Origin of the sequence: Erwinia sp. S43 (assembly GCF_016624745.1) — a bacterium.
GTDB lineage: Bacteria > Pseudomonadota > Gammaproteobacteria > Enterobacterales > Enterobacteriaceae > Erwinia > Erwinia coffeiphila.
On record NZ_JACVTX010000022.1, the window covers coordinates 21,232 to 43,182 of the forward strand.

14 protein-coding genes are annotated in these 21,951 nt (G+C 62.0%); 12 read left to right on the plus strand and 2 right to left on the minus strand.

From position 1 onward, the window contains the following. Positions 1-14: 14 nt before the first annotated feature. The 12 genes from IBT47_RS20360 to IBT47_RS20415 all read left to right on the plus strand — a co-directional run bounded on the left by IBT47_RS20360 (position 15) and on the right by IBT47_RS20415 (position 20,723). The gene (locus IBT47_RS20360; protein ID WP_200562597.1) at positions 15-1,382 is read left to right on the plus strand and encodes a CpaF family protein; all 1,368 of its coding nucleotides are present in this window, start codon (positions 15-17) and stop codon (positions 1,380-1,382) included. A gap of 9 nt (positions 1,383-1,391) precedes the next feature. Then, complete coding sequence (locus tag IBT47_RS20365) at positions 1,392-2,369, plus strand: type II secretion system F family protein (RefSeq protein ID WP_200562599.1); 978 nt, start codon at positions 1,392-1,394, stop codon at positions 2,367-2,369. A gap of 13 nt (positions 2,370-2,382) precedes the next feature. Next, a complete protein-coding gene (locus IBT47_RS20370; RefSeq protein WP_200562601.1) occupies positions 2,383-3,351 on the plus strand; it encodes a type II secretion system F family protein in 969 nt (322 codons plus the stop codon). Between the two features lie 14 nt (positions 3,352-3,365). Then, positions 3,366-4,220, plus strand: coding sequence for a tetratricopeptide repeat protein (locus tag IBT47_RS20375; RefSeq protein ID WP_200562603.1), 855 nt, complete (start codon positions 3,366-3,368; stop codon positions 4,218-4,220). Then, positions 4,217-4,723 (plus strand): TadE/TadG family type IV pilus assembly protein, encoded by a 507-nt coding sequence (locus tag IBT47_RS20380; RefSeq protein ID WP_200562605.1) that lies wholly within the window; start codon positions 4,217-4,219, stop codon positions 4,721-4,723. The genes IBT47_RS20375 and IBT47_RS20380 overlap by 4 nt, the downstream gene beginning before the upstream one ends. After that, entirely contained in the window at positions 4,716-5,303 is a 588-nt protein-coding gene (locus IBT47_RS20385; protein WP_200562607.1) for a TadE/TadG family type IV pilus assembly protein, read from the plus strand. Before IBT47_RS20380 ends, IBT47_RS20385 begins: the two co-directional genes overlap by 8 nt. Further along, positions 5,296-6,873, plus strand: a complete 1,578-nt coding sequence (locus IBT47_RS20390; RefSeq protein WP_200562609.1) for a hypothetical protein — start codon at positions 5,296-5,298, stop codon at positions 6,871-6,873. Before IBT47_RS20385 ends, IBT47_RS20390 begins: the two co-directional genes overlap by 8 nt. Before the next feature lie 37 nt (positions 6,874-6,910). Further along, positions 6,911-14,593 (plus strand): putative Ig domain-containing protein, encoded by a 7,683-nt coding sequence (locus IBT47_RS20395; RefSeq protein WP_200562611.1) that lies wholly within the window; start codon positions 6,911-6,913, stop codon positions 14,591-14,593. A gap of 19 nt (positions 14,594-14,612) precedes the next feature. Next, positions 14,613-16,367, plus strand: coding sequence for a TolC family protein (locus tag IBT47_RS20400; protein WP_200562613.1), 1,755 nt, complete (start codon positions 14,613-14,615; stop codon positions 16,365-16,367). Between the two features lie 38 nt (positions 16,368-16,405). Continuing rightward, entirely contained in the window at positions 16,406-17,134 is a 729-nt protein-coding gene (locus IBT47_RS20405; RefSeq protein ID WP_234472018.1) for an efflux RND transporter periplasmic adaptor subunit, read from the plus strand. Then, positions 17,131-18,471 carry an efflux RND transporter periplasmic adaptor subunit gene (locus IBT47_RS20410; protein ID WP_200562615.1) on the plus strand — a complete coding sequence of 447 codons (1,341 nt, stop codon included), beginning with the start codon at positions 17,131-17,133 and terminating at the stop codon, positions 18,469-18,471. The genes IBT47_RS20405 and IBT47_RS20410 overlap by 4 nt, the downstream gene beginning before the upstream one ends. A gap of 137 nt (positions 18,472-18,608) precedes the next feature. Further along, entirely contained in the window at positions 18,609-20,723 is a 2,115-nt protein-coding gene (locus IBT47_RS20415; RefSeq protein ID WP_200562677.1) for an HlyD family efflux transporter periplasmic adaptor subunit, read from the plus strand. A 49-nt stretch (positions 20,724-20,772) separates the two neighbouring features. Here the strand turns inward: IBT47_RS20415 and IBT47_RS20420 are convergent, their stop codons facing one another. Beyond that, a complete protein-coding gene (locus tag IBT47_RS20420; RefSeq protein ID WP_200562617.1) occupies positions 20,773-21,369 on the minus strand; it encodes a hypothetical protein in 597 nt (198 codons plus the stop codon). Positions 21,370-21,643: 274 nt separating this feature from the next. After that, positions 21,644-21,943 carry a hypothetical protein gene (locus IBT47_RS20425; RefSeq protein ID WP_200562619.1) on the minus strand — a complete coding sequence of 100 codons (300 nt, stop codon included), beginning with the start codon at positions 21,941-21,943 and terminating at the stop codon, positions 21,644-21,646. Between the last annotated feature and the right edge of the window lie 8 nt (positions 21,944-21,951).

Genomic DNA, 21,951 nt, shown 5'->3' on the forward strand with positions numbered 1-21,951 from the left:
TGAGGAAAAATCCCATGCTGATGCGTAAACCCGCGCCCCCGCGCCGCGAAGAGCCGGTCAGAAAACCGGACGCCGCACCGCAGGCGGCCAGCGTTGCCGAAGTGCCGGAGCCGCGCCAGGTTTCTGCCGCGCCGCGCCCGCAGGTGGAAAGCCGCAACGGCAACCGTCGACTGATCCGTTCGCAGCTTTACGACCTGATCGATGCCGGTCGTGCAGCGGCGATGTCCCGCGACAAGCTGCTGCTGCAAATCCAGTCGGCCATTCGCCAGCTGTGTGATGATCAGCGCCTGCAGCTGTCGCGGCAGGAAGAAGAGCTGATTGCCGGTGAAATGCTGGACGAGATGACCGGTATCGGTCCGATCCAGCCGCTGCTGTCTGACGACACGGTCAACGACATTCTGGTTAACGGTGCCGGACAGGTGTTTGTCGAGCGCTTCGGCAAGCTGGAGCTGTCGCCGATCACCTTTATCGACGAAGAGCACGTCTTTAACACCGCCCAGCGCATTGCCGCCGGTGTGGGTCGCCGCATTGATGAATCCAGCCCGATGGTCGATGCCCGTCTGCCGGACGGCAGCCGCGTCAACGTCATTACCTATCCGCTGGCGATCGACGGCACCACCATCTCGATCCGTAAATTTATGCGACGCAACCTGTCGCTGGAGCACCTGGCCTCGCAGGGCTGTATGTCTCCGGCGATGGCGGACGTGCTGAACAAAGCGATGCAGGCGCGGCTGAACGTGATTGTTTCCGGCGGAACCGGTGCCGGTAAAACCACGCTGCTGAACGCGCTGTCGCAGAAAATCGACAGCACCGACCGCATTATCACCATCGAAGATGCCGCCGAGCTGCAATTGCAGCAGGAGCACGTGGTACGCCTGGAAACGCGCCCGGTCAGCGCCGAGGGCAGCGGCAAAGTCGACCAGCGTGACCTGATGCGTAACGCCCTGCGTATGCGTCCGGACCGCATTATTTTGGGTGAGGTGCGCGGCGGCGAGTGCTTCGACATGCTGCAGGCGATGAACACCGGCCACGACGGTTCGCTGTGTACCGTGCACGCTAACACCACCCGCGATGCGGTTCAGCGCCTGGAAAACATGGTGATGATGGCCAACATGCAGCTGCCGCTGATGGCTATCCGCCGCCAGATCTCCAGCGCGGTACATCTGATCGTACAGATTGAGCGTATGCGCGACGGTATGCGCCGCGTGGTGGCGGTCAGCGAACTGTGCGGCATGGAAAACGAGGTGCTGCAAATGCAGGACCTGTTCAACTTCCGCGTCACCGGTTCAGATGGCCAGGGACGCATCACCGGCGAATACGTGCAGACCATCCAGCGCCCGCAGTTCTACGCGGACAAAGCGCACCTGTTCGATGCGCATTAAGGGAGCCTGATGAACGCGTTTAAGCTGAATCTGATCACCGGGCTGGTATTTCTCAGCGTGCTGATTGTGGTGCTGGCCGTCAGCCACTGGCGGCGTCAGCGCCAGCTGGACGAACAGCGCCGCCTGCGCTTCGCACAAATTCTCGGTGAGGGGGCGGAAGCCGCCGGTGAAGAGGATGTGTCGATTCTGCGCAGCCAGGCGCAGACGCCGCTGGCCTCGGTGCCGCTGCTCGGGCCGATGCTGGCGAAACTGTGGCAGCAGCTGGCGTTTATCGGCTGGCAGCCAACCCTGCGCAAGCGCCTGCTGATCCTTTCCGCCGTCGGGCTGCTGGTCGGCATGACCCTCGGCCAGCGCACGCCGATGCCGCTGACCTTTGGCCTGCTGTTCTCCGTGTTGGTCACGCTGGCGGTCGCCGTGCTGCTGTTCCGCAGCAGCCTGCAAAAACACCTGCATCAGCTGCGCGAAGGGCTGCCGGATGCCATTGATGCCATCACCCGCAGCGTGCGCGCCGGGGTGCCGGTTGCCAATACCTTTGGTCAGGTCGCCTCGCACCTCAGCGGCCCGCTGGCGACCGAGTTCCGCACCATCGATCACTGGCTGAAGCTCGGTATTCCACTGCGCCAGGTGATTCAGACCTCCGCCGGACGAGTGCCGATGGCCGAATACCGCTTCTTCGCGGTGATCCTGATTATCAACCAGGAAGCGGGTGGTCGTCTGGGGGAAACCCTGGAGCGGCTTGCCACCACGCTACGCCAGCGCCGCGAGCTGGCAATGAAGGTGCAGTCGAAAACCTCAGAGGCCCGCGCGTCGGCCAAGATCGTCGCCGCGCTGTTCCCCTGCTGCCTGGGCTACATGTACCTCAAATCGCCGGAGGATATCACCTTCCTGTTCAGCGATCCGGTGGGCAGCACCATTCTGATTTACGCGCTGTGCAGCATCACGCTGGGCATGTTGATCACCCATCTGATGGTTAAACGCATCGCGTAAGGAGCCGTAAACCATGAGTCATAACCCGGATTCTGTGCTGTGGCTGGCGCTGCTGCTGATTGTTGCTGGCCTGTGGCTGCTGCTGAGAAGCCGCCGCAGCGGCGCGTTGCAGCGCCTGCAGGCGCGGCTGGCACCGCATATCGGTGGCGGTGACGCAGAGCAGGGCGGCACGGCGGATGAACTGAGCATTCTGCGTAATCAGGGGGCCGCACTGTCGCCGCAGCTGGAGAAAGTGCTGCTGCCGGTGGCGAGTTTCGGCGAGCGAATGGCGGGATCGGATCGCGATCGCCAGCAGCTGCGCCGTCTGCTGGACCTGGCCGGATTCCGCCGCGTGGAAACGCTTGGCTGGCTGCTGAGCGGCAAGCTGGCGTTCGGCGTGGCGCTGGGATTACTGCTTAACATCGGCGCACTGCCCGCCGGGGATCGCTTCAGCCTGACCGGGCTGGCGGCGATGCTGATTGGCTTCTTCGTTGGCGGGCTGCTGCCGGAGTTCTGGCTGAAGATGCGCGCCGCCGGTCGCGGTGAAAAGCTGGCCCGTGCGGTGCCCGATGCGCTGGATCTGATGGTGGTCTGCGCCGAAGCGGGCCTGCCGATTGGCCGCGTTTTGCAGGTGGTCTCGAAAGAGCTGGGCCTGTCCGCCCCGGAAATGGCCGACGAGCTGCGCTATACCGCCGCCGAACTGCAAATTCTTGCCGACCGTAACACCGCGCTGTATCACCTGGCCGAGCGCACCCGGGTGGCGGAAATCGAAAGCATGGTCGCCACCCTGCTGCAGGCGGAGCGCTACGGCACGCCGCTGTCTCAGGCGCTGCGCACTATTGCCGATGAAAGCCGTAAAACCCTGTTGCTGACCCTGGAAGAGAAGGCCGGGAAGCTGCCCGCGCAGCTCAGCGTACCGCTGATGGCCCTTATTCTGCCGCCGATTATCGCCATTATGGCCGCTCCCGCGCTGCTGCGTGTGATCCGCCTGCTGGCCCAATAACGAGAGATCCTGAAATGCTGATGAAAAACGCTCCGTCACTGTTTACCCCGCGCCTGCTGCTGGCGCTGATCTGCGGCCTGATGCTGGCCGGGTGCAGTTCCGGCCTGGCCCTGAAGGGCAGCAAAGATGAAGGGCTGAAGCTGGCGCGCCTGCTGCGCGATCAGGGTCGGCTGGAAGCAGCCAGCGAGGTGTATGCCCGCCTGGACGCACGCGGCAAGCTGAGCGGGGCCGAGATGCTGGAATACGCCACCGTCAGCGCACCGGTGCAGCAGCCTGCACAGGCGCTGGCGCTGTATGGCCGTGCCCGCAACGCGCTGGGCGGCAACATCGACAAAATGGCCGATACCGAAGCGCTGGCACTGTGCCTCGGCATGGGCCGCGCCGAGCTGGCGCTGGGCCGCATGACCACCGCCGGAAAAGACTTCGAGTGTGCGCTGCGTCTCGATGGCAGCAACGCCACCGCACTCAACGGCATGGGCGTGCTGCTGGATGCGCAGGGCCGCCACGACGAGGCCCGCCGCCGCTTCGAGCAGGCGCTGCAAAGCGAGCCGGGTAACATTGCAGTGATGAACAACCTCGCGCTCTCCTGGCTCTCCAGCGGTCAGCCGGATCGCGCCATCGGCCAGCTGCGCACCGCCGATATGAATAACCCGTCGCTGCGCCTGAACCTGGCGCTGGCGTATCTCTATAAAGGGGATGAGGCCGCCGCGCGCGACACGCTGTCCCATCTGGCCGCGTCCGACCGCATCGACGGGCTGATCGCCACGCTGAGCACCCGCGCCGACGAGCTGAAACAGAAAGGCGGTAACGGCAATCCGCTGCTGCTGGCCAGCACCCAGATGCTGCCGCTAAGCGAAAACGCCCAATGACAGGCGGAAAACTGCGCCGCCTCTCCGCCGCCGCCCGCTGCGAACGCGGGGTGATTGCCACCGAGCTGGCGTTCCTTGCGCCGGTGGTGCTGGTAGGCGTGATGATGCTGTTTGAGCTGGCGCGCATCGGTCTGGTGATCGGCATCGGCAGCGTGGCGCTGGATAACGCCGTGCAGTCGTTTCGCCTGGATACGCTGGAAAGCGAAAGCGCCAGCGATATGGCCGATTCGCTGCGTAGCCGCATGGTTAAGGCGGGCTACGGCTATATCTCCGCCGACGATCTGTCGGTCAGCGTGCTGCACTTTGACAGCCTGAGCGAGCTGGGAGGCCTGACGGTATCCGACGACGAGCAGGGCGAAAACCGCCAGACGCTGCCGGTCTGGTCGGTAACCGTGCAGATCAAAAAGGAGTTTCTCTCGCCGCTGCCGGAAGTGCTGTCGCTGGGGAACACCTTCCGCTACCAGTACAAACACGTTTTCGGCACGGAACTGAACGATGAATAACCTTCTGCGTCGCCTGTGGCGGCAACAGCACGGCTCGCTGGCGGTGGAAACCGCGCTGGCGCTGCCGATTGTGCTGGCGGCAGGGGCGGTACTCACCGACCTGATTACCGTTGAGCTGGAGCGCGAGCATATGGAGCAGCGCGCCGGGGCGATTGCCTCAGTGCTGGCGATGCAAAGTGAACTGAGCCGCCAGGGTCTGAGCGGGCTGCTTGCCGCGAGTATCCCCGATGAAAACACCGGCAGCTACCAGCTGAATATCGCCAATGTGCGGCAGAACGGCCAGGTCTACTGGCAGCTGTTGCGCGGCAATAACACCGGTATCTGCACCGATAACGTGGTGCCGACAGGTAGCACCTGGCCCGGTGAACTGCCGGAAGTGAATGAAGAGTCGGGTAAAGAGAATGTGTCGATGATTGTGGTGGAACTGTGCCGCAACGGCAGCGATATCACCATGCTGGGTGGCCTGACGGTGAAAAACCAGCTGAAGGTTTCAGCCATTAACCGTGTTACCCGCAATACCCTGACGCTGGACGCCACGCTGGCGGCGGAAGCCGGGCTGGAGGAAGACGCCGATGAATAACTCCCTCAGCGTACTGAACCGCGCGGTTCGCCGTTTCTGCCGCCAGGAAAAAGGCGCAGGAACCGCTTTTTACGTGCTGGGCATGATGGCGCTGCTGGTCAGCGGGGCCTTTATCCTCGACAGCGTACAGACCACAGGCGACGCGGCGCAGATCAAGCGCGCGGCGGATGCGGCGGCGCTGGCGGTAGGGCGCGAGTCGTTGATTAAAAATAACAGCAGCTTTGGCGACGGCGAAAAGCAGCAGCTGGCCTGGGAATACGTGCGGACCAACCTCGGCCTCAACAACCGTCTGGCGGAACAGCTGCGCATTTCCGATATTGCGGTCAGCGAAGGGCGGACGGATAAAGCCCATCGCACCTTTACCGTTAGCGTCAGCTACGCCAGCGATCCCGAACTGCTGGATGTCGGCTCGCAGGAGCAGGAGATCTATTCCACCGCCGAGGTGATTTATCGCCCGGCAGAACTGGCGATGATTCTGCCGAACACCTCCAGCGAGCAGGCTGGCGACCTGGCTGTGCTGCGCCGCCTGACCAATACCTTTGCCGATGATTTTCTCACCGACTTCCCCGATCGGCGGATGGCGCTGGTGCCCTACAGCCAGTCCGTCAGCGTCTGGGACGCCGATAACTGGAGCACCCGCATTCGCAGCTGGTCGCTGACTCAGGCGCTGACGCCGGTCGAACTGACGTCGCTGTTTCGGAACAACGACTACGGTATTGCCAGCATGGCCAGCCGCATGATGCCCGATTTGCAGTCGAAGCGGATGTGCCTCTATCGCGGGCTGGATCAGGGGGATAACTACTTCTGGGAAGAGGCACCGGCCAAAAGTTTCTGGATACATTATCGCCACGATCTGCCGATTAACGCCACCTGGATGCCGTTTATTCAGTGGGTGGGGCCGAACCCGGACTTCGGGCAGGCCACCGGAGTGAACGACACGCGCTTTATCGTCGGCGATAAGGGCTGCCCGACGGCGGCGCTGCTGCCGCTGACCGACGATCTCGGCAAGATCTCCGACCGCCTTGACCAGATGGAATCGCAGTTCAACGTTAACTACGCCATTGCCATGGGCTGGGGCGCAATGGCGCTGTCCCCGGCATTCCGCGGCGGTGACGGCTGGGGCGACAGTGAATACCCGCTGGACTTTAACGACGGTGGCAGCGGCAACCTGAAAGTGATTGTGATGATGGCCAACACCACCGGCGACTGGTTCGACACCGACTCCTACAACGCCTGGGTCGGCGAGGCGATCGACGGCGGCGAAGAAACCGGCCAGGCCACCACGGCCGCCACCGCGCGCTTCCGTTCGCTGTGCGAAAGCTTCCGCAATCGCGATATCAAGTTCTATTTCATCGGCGTGCGGCCGGGCGATCCGGAAGATTTTGGACGCGGGCTGTTTGACCGCATTGCGCTGCCCGGATTGCAGGTGTGTACCAATAACAATGGCGGTTCGGTGGAGTTTGCCGACAGTTCCAGCTTCTCCGGGGCAGAAGGTCAAATCAGCAACAAGCTGGATGACATTCTGGCGAGTATCGATAAACAGAGTAGTTCCGTACGCCTGATCGAGTAATTCATCCGGCAGAACGCGTTAATTATTAGGTGAACTCATGAAAAAATCATCCACACGCCCGGCCTGGAGCCTGACACTGGCGCTTGAGCCGCGCATGATGTTTGATGCCGCTGCGGTCACCACCGCCGCCGACGTGGCCGACGCTACCGCCGTTGCCACCACCGCACCGGTCGCCACCGCTACGCCGGCCAGCGATGCGGTGTTTAGCATTGACGCTTCCGGCACGCCGGGTGCCGACGTGCACCTGTTCAGCAACGCCAGCGTATCGGCGGACAGCACCGGCCACGAAATCAGCAAGCTGACCATCAGCGTCAATACCAGCGGCAGCAACCAGGCACTGGTGATTGACGGTACGGCGATTACGCTGACCACCACCAGCGGCTTTGGTGAAACGGCCAACAGCCACTACTCCTACAGCGTGGCGATTGCCGATAACACCACCACGATAACGCTGTTCCTGACCAACGCCGATACCGTAACGCCCGCTTCAGTTGAGAGCCTGATTAACGGTATCAGCTATCGCGCGCTGGACGGCGACGTGGGCAACGGCACCGTCACCGTGCGGCTGGGTAACCTCAGCGACTTTGACGGCGATACCACCGATCTGGATATCAGCAGCACGGTGACCATTGATAACGATAAAAACCTCGCGCCCGAAGTGGACAGCACCGGCGACCTGACGCTGCTGGACGATCTCACCGTGTCCGACCTCGCCGACGGCGCGAATGCCGTGAGCTATTCGCCGGACGGTGACTTCGCCTACGTCGCCAGCAGCAAAGGCAGCGTGGTGGTTTACAGCGTTTCCGACAGCGGCGTGCTGACCAAACTGCAAACCTTTAGCGACACGGCGAATTTTACCGTGACCAGCGGCATGGCGGTGGGCGATAAGGCGGTTTATCTGCTGAACGTTGTGCCGAATGAAGGAGGATACGGCTCGACCAGCGCAATCATCACCCTGACCCGCGCCGCGGACGGTACGCTGACCTTCGCCAGTAAAGAAGCCATCGGCGATACGCCGACCAATATGGCCATCAGCGAGGATGGTAAACAGCTGTATATCAGTTCGGATGTGAACGGGATTTATATCTACGATATCAATGCCCAGGGCGCACTGACCTTTACCTCTCGTCTTACCACCAACGTTGACCGCCACGCGGGATTGACCTCGGTGGGCGACTATGTGTTTGTGATGAACCCCGGCGGCGAGTTTGAAACGCTAACCGTGCTGAAACGCGTGACCAAAGATGGCGTGAATACGCTGGAAGAAGTGACCAATACCACGGTCACCTCGACGCGTGATTTCACCTATCAGTATCAGGTGACCGCCAGCAGCGACGGCAGCGTGATTTATACCCTGAATACCAACAACGGCAAACTGATTGCCTGGAGCTTCAACGGCAGCGTTTTGACGCAGATTGAAAGCCGCACCATTTCCTCGGCGAAAGACGTGGTCATCAGCAGCGACAACACTTTGCTGTACGTTAGCACCAGCAGCGGCGAGTTGTCGGTCTATGCCATTGCCAGCACCGGCGCGCTCACCCTGGTCAGCAGCCAGACCACCGGCGGCAGCACCGCGCTGGCCAGCAACGGCACCTCGCTGGCGGTGGTCGGCGGCAGCAGCGTGGAGGTGTATACCTCGCTGATCACCTACACCGTCGGCGGCAGCCCGGTGGCGGTGACCACCGGCATGAACGTTTCCGACAGCAACTTCGACGTGCTGAACAACGGCGCGGGCAACTATAAAGGCGCCTCGATCACCCTGACCGCCTCCGGCAGCAGCGACAGCCAGTACAGCTTCGCCAGCGACGGCGGCCTGACCCGGCAGGGCAGCCAGCTGCTGCTGAACGGCAGCGTGATTGGCACCGTGGCTGCCAGCGGTAATACGGTGAAAATTACCTTCACCGCCGACGTGACCACCGCCACCGCCAACCAGGTGCTACAGCAGGTGATGTGGGCGACCACCGGGACCAGCAGCGCGCTGGTGACGCTCAGTATGGTGGTTAACGACGGCCAGCTGAACAGTAACACCGGCACCGTGCTGCTGCGTGTCAACACCAGTCCGCTGCTCAACCAGGAGGTTGTCGCCGGTTATACCCTGCCGCAGGCCACTACCGAGACGGACTACTGGCTGGAGCTGCCTGCGCTGTTTAGCGATGCCGACGGCGAAAACCTGATCTGGAGCGTCACCGGCCTGCCGGACGGTCTGACCTTTAATGCCGAGACCCACACGATTTCCGGCTCCACTACGGCAGTCGGTACGTTCAGCATCACCATCAGCGCGAAGGATAGCACTGGTGCCTCAGCCAGCCTGACTCTGTCGCTGGCGGTCGCGCAGATTGATAACCGCGCGCCGCAAACCAACTGGGACGCCAGCAGCCAGCTCAGCTCGGCGGTGGTCAACGAGTCGTTCACCCTGAAGCTGGACACCACGCTGTTTAACGATGCCGATGCCATTTACGGCGATACGCTGACGTGGACGGTGGAGGGCCTGCCGGAAGGGCTGACCTTCGATGCAGAAACCCTGACCATTAGCGGTACGGCGACCTCGCTTAGCGATAACTACCTGACCATTACCGTCACCGATAAGTCCGGCGACAGCGCCAGCCGCGATATGACCCTGCGGGTGATTACCGCCGATGAAGCCGCCAACACCACACCGACGCTCGGCCCGCAGTCCAGTTCGCTGATCTACACCAGCGAAGGCGGCCTGTCGGGCTATGGTTATTATGTCGATGCGATCAATCTTTCCGACGATGGCACCAGCCTGGTGGTGATCGGCGGCACCAGCACCAACTGGGGCGGCACCATTTACGTTAGTGTGTACAGCCGCGATACCAGTACCGGCGAGCTGACACTGCAAAAAACCTATACCCAGGGCAGCGTCAATGACGGTAACGACGCCAACGGTATTGAAATCGACGGTATTCAGGGCACCACCCAGTCGGCCTTCTCCGCCGATGGCAACACCCTGTATCTGTCCGGCACTAACAGCAGCGGCAAAGCGGTGCTCCAGGCATTTACTCTCGGCGACGACGGTTCGCTGACGCTGATTTCTGGCGCGGAAATCGGTGCCACGGCAGTGAAGCTGGTGGTGTCCGATGATGGCAGCAGCGTTTACGCGGTGAGCGCCAGCGGGCTGTACCGCTACAGTGTGGATGCCCAGGGCAAACTGACCGCACAGGAAAGTTTTACCGGGCTGAGTAGCGCACTGAGCATGAGCCTGGACGCCAACGGTACGCTGTACGTCATCAGCAGCACCGGCAACATGAGCCTCTATAGCACCGACAGCAGCGGCGTATTGAGCTATGCCGGGAAGCTGACCCGCGATGGCACTGCGCTGACCTGGACCGATAAAGACGGCAACGCCAGCAGCGCGGGCACGCTGGGCTCCAGCAGCGGACTGAACGGCACCTTTACCCAGATGTCGGTTTCCGATGACGGTTATGTCTATGTGGTGACCGGCACTAACGGCTATCTCACCGTGCTGCATTACGATGCGGCGAACGGCAGCATGAGCCTGATCTCGTCAAAATCTGTCAGCTCCGAGGTCGGCGGTTTCCCGATGTCGGTGACGGTTTCCACCGACGGTACGGCGCTGTACGTTGGCACCAATGCGGCCAGCCTGGCCGTGTACACCATCGGTGAAGATGGCAGCCTGACTTTCCGCAATACCATTCAGGGCGACGGGGCGATGATTGCGGTGGCGGTCTCCGCCGACGGAAAATCGATTTACGGCGGTTCGCGCTACTACAAGAGCGGCCTGCGCTCATTCGACAGTTCAACGGATCTGGTCTCCGTGGCGTGGACCGAACGCGGCAGCAGCGAGATCGCCAGCCAGCTGGTGCTCGGCGACGTCGACTATGATGCGGCCAACGGCGGTGCGGGCAACTACAACGGCGCCACCATTACGATGGAACGCGAGGGTTGGGCCAACGCCGACGACAGCTATAGCCTGAAAGAGGGGAACGGGCTGACGCTGGAGAACGGCAATATCCTGCTCAACGGCACCGCCATTGCCAGTTTTACCGTCAGCGAAGGTACGCTGACCGTCACCTTTACTGCCGACGTCACGACCGCCGTCGCCAACCAGGTTCTGCATCAAATCAGCTGGCAGAGCACCAGTAAAGCACCGGGCAGTACCCTGACGATGGTGGTCAGCATCAGCGATCCCTGGACGACCGCCAGCCAGTCGGTGAAGGTCAACATCACCCAAATTAACGACGCGCCGGAAGCCAGCAGCCAGGCGACCGACCCGACCTATCGCGACACCAGCGGCAGCACGCTGGTGTTCAGCAACACGGTGGTGGATACCATCGAAGACGGCCAGAGCATCGTACAAATCACCCTCAGCGTCAGCGGACTGGTAAGCGGCGAGAGCGATTATCTGGTGATTGACGGTAAAAATGTCCTGCTGGCCGACGGCGTTCGCGTGCTGACCGACAGCAATATCGTGGTCACCGTCAGCGTCACCGACGGCGTGGCCTCGGTTACTATCGTCAGCGACGCGGGCATCAGCGCCGAAAAGGCCCAGACGCTAATCAACACCCTTAGCTACGGCAACCCGGATGCCTATCTCGGTAGCCGCGAAATCGTGCTGACCGGCATCAAAGACAACGGCGGCACCGCGCTCGGCGGCAGCGACAGCACCGATCTGGATATCCATTCGGTGATTACGCTACAGGCGCAGGACGCCGGTCCGCAGCTCAGCTCACCGGATAGCGATAAACTCAGCTGGGCCGGAAGCCTCAGCGAAGTCAGCGGCCTCGGCACGATTACCCAAAGCGTGCTGTCGGATGACGGCACCAGCCTGTACGTTATCGACGGCAGCGGCAAGATTGCGCTGTTCAGCCGCGATACCGCCACCGGTGCGCTGACCTGGCTCGGCAACATGGACAGCGGGCTGGGTAAAATTGACAAAATCGCTCTGATTGATAACGGCAGCAAGCTGGTGATCAGCACCAGCGGTGTGCCCGAGGGCGGATCTGACGATGACTATAACTACAGCATTAATACCTTCAGCATCGGCGCGGACGGCACGCTGACGCAGGACGACAGGATGGAAATGTGGGATATCAGCTCGGTGCTGGTCTCCGACGACGGGCTGACGATCTACGTTTATAACCAGAGCGGTCTCAGCGCAATCGCCATCGATGCCGAAACCGGCAAGATGACCAATCTCGGGGATGTCGAAGCCAATGCCTTCGATCCGCCGCATCTGTGGCAGCCGGTGGCGCAGGCAATCAGCGGCGATTATCTGTTTATCGTCACCGATCCGGTTTCCAGCCAGTTCCCCAACGCCATTATCGTCTACCAGCGTCAGGCGGATGGTACGCTGGCGCTGCTCGGCGCGGTCTTCGATCAGGACACCGACGCCAGCGGCAGCAAGCTGTCCATCGACTCACCGTCGGCGATTACCGCCAGCGAAGACGGTAGCCTGATCTATGTCGCCACCAGCAGCGGCCTGCAAATCTTCAGCCTGAACCAGAAGAGCGGCCAGATCGTGCAGACCGGCGTGATGAGCGATATCAGCGGCGTGACCGCGCTGGCGACCAGCAGCGACAGCCTGTACGTCACCCTGAGCGACGGCACGTTGCAGGTTTACAGCATCGGCAACAGCGGCAAGCTGACCCTGACCTCCAGCTGGAGCAGCAGCGAGTACGCGGCGCTGAATGGCGCAACCAAAATTATCACCACCCGCGACGGTGGGGTGATCGTCAGCGGCAGCCAGCTCGCCAGCCTGATTACCGTGGTGGAAGAAGTGCGCTACACCGTCGGCAGCGGCGCGGAGCTGAACTTCAGCAGCGACGTGACGCTGAAGGATAAAGCGCTGGATCTGCTTAACGACGGCAGCGGCAACTACGGCGGGGCGAGCGTGACCGTCACAGACAGCAGCGGGCTGGGCAGCTTTGCCTTCACCGCTGACAGCGGCCTGACGCTGAACGCCGACGGCCAGGTTGTGGATAACGGTACGGTGATTGGCAGCTTCAGCCAGCACGATGGCGTGCTGGTTGTGACCTTCGCCGACGGCGTCAGCAGCGCCACCGCCGGGCGGGTGATTAGCAGCCTGGCCTACAGCAATGCGGACAACAGCACTGGACGCACGGTGACACTGTCACTTATTGTCAGCGACGGTGAGCTGACCAGCGGTGCCTGGCAGCAGGCTGTCACCATTAACCACGCGCCGCAGAGCACCGACGTCAGCTATCAGCCTGCGGTGATCACCCTTGGTACGGCGTACACCGCCACGCTGCCGCAGGGGATGTTTACCGATGCTGATAACGACACGTTGAGCTGGAGCATCAGCGGCCTGCCGGACGGGATCACCTTTGATGCGGCCACCCGCACGCTGAGCGGCACCGCCACCTCGGCAGGGGTCTATTCCCTGACCATCACCGTGACCGACGGCGACGGTGCCAGCGCGACCCGCCAGCTTGAACTGCGGGTGAATACCACGCCGGAGTTGGGCACGGGCGAAACCAGCTTCAGCGTCTCGTCCGGTACGGCCATTAGCGTGGCGCTGGCCGATACGCTGTTTACCGACGCCGACGGCGATGCACTGACCTGGCAGGCGGATAACCTGCCTGCGGGACTCAGCTTTGATGCCGAAACCCACACGCTGAGCGGCACGCTGCCGTCCGGGCGCTACACCCTGACGCTGACTGCGACCGATGCCTGGGGTGCCAGCGTCAGCCGCACGCTGGTGCTGCTGGCTAACCGCGCGCCGCAGGTCACCGACGCAACCTTTACCCCAGACCAGCCGATTGCCGGCATCAACTGGCAGCAGACGCTGCCCGCGGATCTGTTCAACGATGCCGATGGCGATGACCTCACCTGGAGCGTCAGCGGACTGCCGGACGGGCTGAGCTTTGACGCCGACAGCCGCACCCTCAGCGGCCGCGCCGCCACAGACGGCAGCTACCTGATTACCGTTAGCGTCACCGATCCTTACGGCGGCGTGGCCAGCCGCACCTTTACGCTGACTATCCAGCCTGCGGGCGCGGGAGTCTCACCGGTAGTGATGACCCCGGTCACGCTGTTCCCGCAGGCGGACGGCGATGCTGAACGCTTTATCTGGCAGGAGCGCGAGCCGGAATTTATCCCGGTCAGCGCCGAGGCACCGCGCGATCCGCTGGTGCTGAGCGATACCCCGGTGCTGGCCAGCGGCCAGCTGGACTACCAGGCCACGCCGTGGCAGCTCGATCCGCTGATGCCTGCGCTGATGCCGACGCTGGAAAAAGTTAACTTCACGTCCCGCACTGCGGATAACCCGGCGCTGGCGCGCGCCACAACATGGCGCGGTGAATGGCACGACGGCGGCAACGGTCAGCAGGTCTATGCGCTGCCGCCTGGCCTGGCGGGGCGCGGCGGCATTGTGTCGGTCCAGCTGGCCAACGGTCGCCCGCTGCCGGAGTGGATACGCTATGACGCTGCACGCAGCGAACTGCAGATTAACGCCGCCGATGCCGGCCGCGTTGGTCAGGTTCAGCTGCGCCTTGAGCGGGCAGGTGGCGCACCGGCGCTGCTGTTAACGCTGCACGGCAGTGAGTCTGCGCGTGCGGCAGCGGAAACCAGCGAACGGTTCCTGATACCGACTACCGGGGTACGCGCTCAGACGCAGCCGGATGTGGCCTTTAATCAGGGTGTATCACACTCGCTGAATGCCCTGCGCGGCGACGGCGACGATTTGCTCCAGGCGCTGAATGCGCTGGCGCGTGACTAACAGGGATTTAACTTTATAAATGAATAATTTCAATACGATGGGAACGCTTTCAGTGACTCACTTTACCTCTGTTTCTGCACCAGTACAGGCGCCGTTCAGCGCGCCGCGTCGTTTAAGTCTGACCGTCGCGCTGGCCTGCTCTCTGCTGGCCGGATGCGCCGTCACCCCCGAGGCAATGACCCCCGCCGAGCAGGTGACCCAGGCGATGACCGACCGCACCCAGATGTTCAGCGATCAGGAACCGGTGCGCGGCAACATTACCCTGGATGAAGCGATTGCCCGCGCGCTGAAGTACAACCTGCAGCAGCGCGTGGCGCTGATGGAGCAGGCGATGCAGGACGATCTGCGCAGCGTGGCCAGCCTGGATATGCTGCCGAAGCTGGCGGCCCGTGCCGGGCTGCAAACCCGCGACAACGTAGCCGGTTCCAGTAGCCAGTCGGTGACCACCGGCCAGCAGTCGCTGGAATCGTCCACCAGCCAGGATCAGACCACCCGCACCGCCGACCTGACCATGAGCTGGAACGTGCTGGACTTCGGTATCAGCTACGTTAACGCCCATATGCAGGCGAATAAAACCCTCGCCGCCGAGGAGCGCCGCCGCAAAGTCGTGGCGGATATTACCCGTCAGGTGCGTACCGCCTGGTGGGAAGCGGCGACCGCACAGCGCCTGAAGCCGGAAGTGACCCGTGCGCTGGGCGAGGCGAAACGCTCGCTGGAGTACGCCCGCGCTACCGAACGTGAGCGCCTGCTGCCGCCGGTAGAATCCCTGCGGTTCCAGAAAAATATGCTGGAAATGGTACGCCAGCTGGAAGTGGTGGACAGCGACCTGGCGCTGGCGAAAGCCCGCCTGTCGTCACTGATGAACCTGCCGCCGGCCAGCGACTTCAGTCTGGTGGTGCCTGCTGAAAGCAGCATGGTCGCACCGAAGATGAGCTACACGCTGGGCGATCTGGAAAATATTTCCATGGTTCGCCGCCCGGAAATCCGCGAGGAGAGCTACGAAGCGCGCAATGCGGTGCTGGAAACCCGCCGCTCGCTGCTGCGCCTGATGCCGGGTGCGACGCTGTTTGCCGGAGTGAACGGCGACAGCAACAGCTACCTGGTGAACCACGGCTGGGCCTCTGCCGGGGTGCAGGTCAGCGGCAATCTGCTGAACGTGCTGGCGTGGTCGTCGGTGAAGCGTGCGGGTGAGTCGGCCGAACAGGTGGCGGAAGCCCGTCGCCAGGCGATGCGCATGGCGGTCATGGCGCAGGTTAACGTCTCCTGGCAGGAGTACCTGAGCAGCGTGCAGATGTTTAACCGTTATCAGGAACTGGCGCGCGTTCAGCAGGGTATCTACCAGCAGACCGATCTTAGCTACCGCAACCAGGCCGCCACCCAGATGGAGCAGATCCGCGTCAGCACCGAAACCATTCTGACTACCCGCGCCCGCGACCGCAGCTTTGCGGTGATGCAGAACGCGCTGGGTAGCATCTGGCAGGCCGCCGGTCTGGATATTCTGCCGGACCGCGTTAACGACACCAGCCTGGCCGCGCTGAGCAGCAGCATTAACAGCACCAGCAAGCAGATTGAAAACGGCGCGATTGCCGTGCCTGCGCTGGGCGCACCGACCGGTAACGTGACCACCGCCACGCCTTCTGCCGCGCTGCTGGCCGCCAGCCGTCCGGCACCGGCCCCGACGCCGGCACAGCAGGCAGTGAGCAGCCAGCCGTACGCGGTGAGCTCAGGCAATATGTGGGACAGCTACAGCTCCCTGTCCGGCGGTGCGCAGTGATGAGCAAAAAACGGGCGTATCCGCTGCTGCTGGCGCTGATGATGGTGTGTGCCGACCGCGCGCTGGCGGAGGACGCGCCGCCGGAGCCGGTGCGCGTCCAGCTCAGCGCGGTACAGCAGACCACGCTTTCCAGCGGCATTGCGGCGCGGATCAATACGCTGACGGTGAAAGAGGGCGATCGGGTGAAGCAGGGTGCCACCCTGCTGAGCTTCGACTGCACCATGCTGAAAGAGAAGCTGAACTATGCCAGCGCCAACGAACAGGCGGCGCGGAAAAAGCTGGCGGTGGCGAACCGGCTGGATCGCCTGAACTCGATTAGCGTCTCGGACGTTGAGCAGGCGCGTTCGGCGGTGAGCATGGCGCAGGCGGAGAGCGGCGTAAACCGGGCGATGCTTGACCGCTGCGTGCTGAAAGCGCCGTTCTCCGGCCGCGTGACCGAAACGCTGGTGCGCAACTGGGAAACGGTGCCGGAAGGCAAGCCGCTGCTGACGCTATATGACGACAGCGCCTTTGAGCTGGAAATGATTGTGCCGTCGCGCTGGCTGCGCTGGCTGAAAGCCGGCACGCCGTTTACCGTGGCGCTGGATGAAACCGGGGAAAGCTATCCGGCGAAAATTGTCCGCCTCTCCTCGGCGGTCGATCCGGTCAGCCAGTCGGTGAAGGTGTTTGGCCGTATTGAAGAGAAGGGCGACGGTCTGCTGCTGCCCGGCATGAGCGGCGCGGCGCAGTTCAGCCTGCCTGCCACCTCCGACACGGCGGCGCAATGAGTGAGATGAACCCCGCTGCGGCAGCGGAAGGGCATCTGCGGGCGCTGAGCGAGCTGCTGCGCCTGCAGGGACGGGTGCGTGAGCTGGCCAGCAGTGACGAACTGGCCTTCTTTATGGTCAATGAAACCCATCGGCTGACGCCCTACCGCCAGGCGCTGCTGTGGGACGGTGCCAGCGGCAGGCTGCGTGCCGTTTCCGGCATCGCTGCGCCGGACGGCCACGCGCCGTTCAGCCAGGAGATGGCCCGGCTGTGTTCGCGCTGGCAGCAGAGTTACAGTCAGCCGTCGCGACTGGATGCCAGCGTGCTGGACCCCGCCGACCGTGCGGTGTGGCAGGAGTACCTGCCCGCGTACGGGCTGTGGCTGCCGCTGCCTGCCGCCCAGGGCGAAACCGCACTGGCGCTGCTGCTGCTGCGTGAAACGCCGTGGCAGGACGGCGACTTGCTATTGCTGAAAGAGCTGGGCGGTGCCTTTGGTCACGCCTGGTACGGCCTGAATAACCGGCGCGGCGCTAAGCGGCAGAAGCCGAAGCGCGGTAAAGTGATTGCCGCCTGCGCCGTGCTGCTGGCGCTGATGCTAATCCCGGTGCGCCAGTCGGTGATTGCACCGGCGGAGGTAGTGGCGCATCGCCCGGCGCTGCTGCGTGCGCCGCTGGCCGGGGTGATTGATGAGATCCTGGTGCGGCCCAATCAGGCGGTGAAGCAGGGCCAGGCGCTGGTGCGGCTGGACTCCCGCGAATTGCAAAATCAGCTGGAAAGTGCCAGACAGCAGTTTGCCGCCAGCGACGGTGAATATCGCCAGGCCCAGCAGCAGGCACTGAGCGATACCGATGCTAAAGCACAGCTGGCAGTGCTGGCCAGCCGCCGCGAGCAGGGGCGCACTGAAATGGCCTTCCTGCAGGCGCAGCTGGCGCGTACCGAGCTGGTCGCCCCGCGCGACGGCGTGGCGATTTTTGATGATGTCAGCGATCTTACCGGCCGTCCGGTGGCGGTCGGTGAGAAAATAATGCTGGTGGCCGATCCGGCGGACAGCGAACTGGAGATCCAGCTGCCCGCCGCCGACGCCATCGCGCTGGCACCGGGTGCCGACGTGCGGCTGTTCCTCAACGTCGCGCCGGATAAATCGGTGGCCGCAACGCTACAGCAGACCGGCTACCGGGCGGCGCTGACGGCGGAAAATATTATGGCCTACCGGCTGCGCGCCGGATTCAGCCAACCGGATCCGCTGCTGCGCGTTGGGCTGAAGGGCAGTGCGAAAATCTACGGCGAACGCACGGTACTGATTGCCTGGCTGCTGCGTAAGCCGTGGTCGGCGATGCGCGTCTGGCTGGGAGTATAACCGTGGGGGCTTCTGTAAACGGCACTGCGCCGGGTTCCCACCAGGATTCTGAGGCTGCTCTGGCTGCCCGGGGCGTGACGGCTTCCGGCGTTGAGTCGCTGCTGCATTCCGGCGGGGCTTCGGCGGCACGTTCTGCCGTGAATTCAGCACCTTTACCGCCGCTGCGCGAAGAGTTAATTCTGCATCGCGGCCCGGCGAACTGGGACGGTTCCCCCAGCTGGACGCTGGAAGATCCGCAGCGCGGGCGCTTTTTCCGCCTCGGCTGGCTGGAGATGGCGCTGCTGTCGCGCTGGTCGCTGGGCGATCGTCAGAGGCTGATTGCCGAAGTGAATCAGCGGCTGCCGCTGGAGATCGGCGACGAGGACGTGGAGAACTTCAGCCGCTTCCTGCAGTTTCATTCCCTGACCCGGCCCGAGGGCGAAGCCGCGCTGAAGCAGTTCCTCAATCAGCAGCAGCAGAGCCGCAGCGTCTGGTGGCGCTGGCTGCTGCATAACTATCTGTTTATGCGCATTCCGTTACTGCATCCGCACCGTATGCTGCAACGGCTGCTGCCGCACGTAGAGCTGTTCTATCGGCGACCGTTCTGGCTGGCGACCCTGGCCGCCGGGGCCTGCGGGCTGCTGTTCGCCAGCCGCCAGTGGCAAACCTTTCTGCATACCTTCCTGCACTTCTTCACCCTCGAGGGGGCGCTGCTGGCCGGGGGGACGCTGGTGGCGACCAAGTGCCTGCACGAGCTGGGGCATGCCTTTACCTGCACCCGCTACGGCGCGCGCGTCTCTACGCTGGGGGTGGCACTGCTGGTGCTGATGCCGGTGCTGTACACCGATACTTCGGCGTCGTGGAAACTGCCGAAGCGCCGCCAGCGGCTGGCGATAGGGGCTTCCGGCATGCTGGTGGAGCTGGCGCTGGCGGCCTGGGCGACGCTGGCGTGGAGCTTCCTGCCGGACGGCATGTGGCGCAGCGCGGCGTTTATGCTGGCGACCACCACCTGGATAATGACCCTGCTGATCAACCTCAGCCCGCTGATGCGCTTTGACGGCTACTTCCTGCTCTCCGATGCGCTGGGTGTGCCGAATTTGCAGGCGCGCGGCTTTGCGCTGGCCCGCTGGCGGCTGCGCGAATGGCTGTTCGGGCTCGGCGATGCCCCGCCCGAGCAGTGGCCGGACTGGCTGCGGCGCACGCTGCTGAGCTACGCCTTCGCCACCTGGGTGTATCGCCTGTTTCTGTTTACCGGTATTGCGCTGCTGGTTTATCACATGGCGTTTAAGCTGCTTGGCATGGCGCTGTTCGCGGTGGAAATTGGCTGGTTTATCCTGCTGCCGATCTGGCAGGAGCTGCGTGAATGGACCAAACGACGTAAGGATTATCGAATGAATCGTCATCTTGGGGTGACCCTGGCGGGGGTCACACTGGCTTTGCTGGCGCTGATCGTGCCGTGGCAGCGCACCGTTACCGCTCCGGCGCTGCTGCGTGCCGCCGAGCAGCACAGTTTTTACATGCCGCTGGCCGGACGGGTTGGGGAGATCCTAGTGAAACCCGGACAGCAGGTGAAGATCGGGGAGCCGCTGTTTATCCTGCAGGCCGACGGTGAGTCGCACCAGCGCCAGCAGCTGGAAAAGCAGGTGGCCACCCTCAACTGGCAGCAGCAGTATCAGTTAATGAATCGCCGTGCAGCGCAGAACCATCAGCGTGTGCGGCAGGAGCGTGAAGCCGCAAATCAGCGGCTCCAGGTACTGGAACAGCAGCAGCAGGCGCTGACCGTGCGCGCCCCGGCCGAAGGTGTGATGGTGGATCAGATGCTGCCGCTCACGCCGGGCGAATGGCTGCCTGCGGGAGAATGGCTTGGTACGCTGATCGGTCCTCAGGGCGGCGTGGTGGAAGCGTTAGTGTCCGAACAGGACTGGCGGCGGCTGAAGGTGGGCGACAGCGGCACCTTCTATCCACGCGATGCCTCCCGCGCGGCCAGTGAGATTACCGTGGTGGATATAGAACATGCGGCGCTGGTGGACATGAAGCCGCTGGCGGAACTGGCTTCGGTCTACGGCGGCCCGGTGGCGACGCTGAGCGACGCGCAGCGCAGGCTGATGCCGGAACAGGCGGTGTATCGCGTGGTCCTGAAACTGCCTGCCGACAGCCCGGCACCACAACAGGTACTGAGCGGCACGGTATCGCTGAAGGGGGAATCACAAAGTCTGGCGGTCAAACTGTGGCAGCGGGTACATGCGGTATTGATACGCGAGCTGTCGTTTTAATCAATCCGGCGCGTTGTCCAATGATAACGTGCCGGATCGTTAACGATAATTAGTTAGCCCACACATAAAGGCAGGGAATGATAACCAGCAGGACTGCCAGTATAAACTGCGTAACGCATTCACTAATAATTGCCGTGTAACCGTATTTGCCAAAGTATTCCATCACGCCAAAGCCGGCAAGACAGAAAATAAAGATGCCAATCAGTTTGGCGGTACAGATGGTGTAGCCTGGAGGGAAAATGGGAGTAAGGGTGGCGGCGAACAGGCCAACCAACATTCCCAGCCCTGTAATCGTAAACACCTTGCCTGTATTAATGATAGGAAAGATAACATAGTGAAAGAACCAATTTTTAATCAGGGGGATTCCGCCATTCGGACCCGTTGCCATCATTCTGAACACAGTCAGCATTCCGCCAGCTGTCGCTAGAATCATTATTGTGTCGGGCGCAAAGTTCTCAAAGAATACGCTGAAAAATTTTTTATTCATCAGCCCGTCATTATTAAACCTGATACCCAGCTGAAGTAAAAAACTTAAGACGATATAAAAAACGCTGCCGCGAACTGTTTGACCCGCTATTGTTAAAAGAAACCTGACTATACGATGGCTGTTTTGGGGTTTATCGGTACCAGAGACCTCAGTGGTCATGCGTGCAATCCATTTTGTTTGTGGTTTTATTGGTAAGTAAATCTTACATTTTCTTGACCTTTTTGCAAAAAAATTATGAGCGCGGTGGATACACAAAGAGAGAGGTGGAACCAGATAAGCTCTGGGTTGGGGAAAGCGCCGTTATCGAATATTTTATTTTCGGTATAGTTGGCGACCGGAGGTTACTGCGTGGTTGATCGACTTGCTGTATCGCTATTGTTTGAATACGGCCCCGATTAATAAACCCGGAACCGTATGATCGCCGAGTGGTGGTTTAAATAATCGAGCAAAGATAGGCATTGCCCTGGAAATAGCTGCCGTCCGCTTTTTTCGCATGCGGATGATAGCCAATCGCCGCGCCTTTATGCTGTGCCGCACATTTCACATCGCCTTCATGCTGCAGATTTGATGGCACTTTGCCGAACAGCGTGGCGTCGTTCCATAACTGTGTTTTTCCTGAAGCCTGGAGCTGTGGCGGCGTAGCGGACGGTTTCTCGCTTGGGCTAAGCGAAATACAGCCGGTGGAGAGCAGGGGAATAACGGTGAGTAAAATTGCTGCTGTTATCTTTGCCATAATAAATA

Excerpts from the sequence above, each read along its gene's own strand:
- IBT47_RS20360 (WP_200562597.1), top strand. The coding sequence starts at position 15 with ATGCTGATGCGTAAACCCGCGCCCCCGCGCCGCGAAGAGCCGGTCAGA.
- IBT47_RS20365 (WP_200562599.1), top strand. The coding sequence starts at position 1,392 with ATGAACGCGTTTAAGCTGAATCTGATCACCGGGCTGGTATTTCTCAGC.
- IBT47_RS20370 (WP_200562601.1), top strand. The coding sequence starts at position 2,383 with ATGAGTCATAACCCGGATTCTGTGCTGTGGCTGGCGCTGCTGCTGATT.
- IBT47_RS20375 (WP_200562603.1), top strand. The coding sequence starts at position 3,366 with ATGCTGATGAAAAACGCTCCGTCACTGTTTACCCCGCGCCTGCTGCTG.
- IBT47_RS20380 (WP_200562605.1), top strand. The coding sequence starts at position 4,217 with ATGACAGGCGGAAAACTGCGCCGCCTCTCCGCCGCCGCCCGCTGCGAA.
- IBT47_RS20385 (WP_200562607.1), top strand. The coding sequence starts at position 4,716 with ATGAATAACCTTCTGCGTCGCCTGTGGCGGCAACAGCACGGCTCGCTG.
- IBT47_RS20390 (WP_200562609.1), top strand. The coding sequence starts at position 5,296 with ATGAATAACTCCCTCAGCGTACTGAACCGCGCGGTTCGCCGTTTCTGC.
- IBT47_RS20395 (WP_200562611.1), top strand. The coding sequence starts at position 6,911 with ATGAAAAAATCATCCACACGCCCGGCCTGGAGCCTGACACTGGCGCTT.
- IBT47_RS20400 (WP_200562613.1), top strand. The coding sequence starts at position 14,613 with ATGAATAATTTCAATACGATGGGAACGCTTTCAGTGACTCACTTTACC.
- IBT47_RS20405 (WP_234472018.1), top strand. The coding sequence starts at position 16,406 with ATGATGGTGTGTGCCGACCGCGCGCTGGCGGAGGACGCGCCGCCGGAG.
- IBT47_RS20410 (WP_200562615.1), top strand. The coding sequence starts at position 17,131 with ATGAGTGAGATGAACCCCGCTGCGGCAGCGGAAGGGCATCTGCGGGCG.
- IBT47_RS20420 (WP_200562617.1), bottom strand. The coding sequence starts at position 21,369 with ATGACCACTGAGGTCTCTGGTACCGATAAACCCCAAAACAGCCATCGT.
- IBT47_RS20425 (WP_200562619.1), bottom strand. The coding sequence starts at position 21,943 with ATGGCAAAGATAACAGCAGCAATTTTACTCACCGTTATTCCCCTGCTC.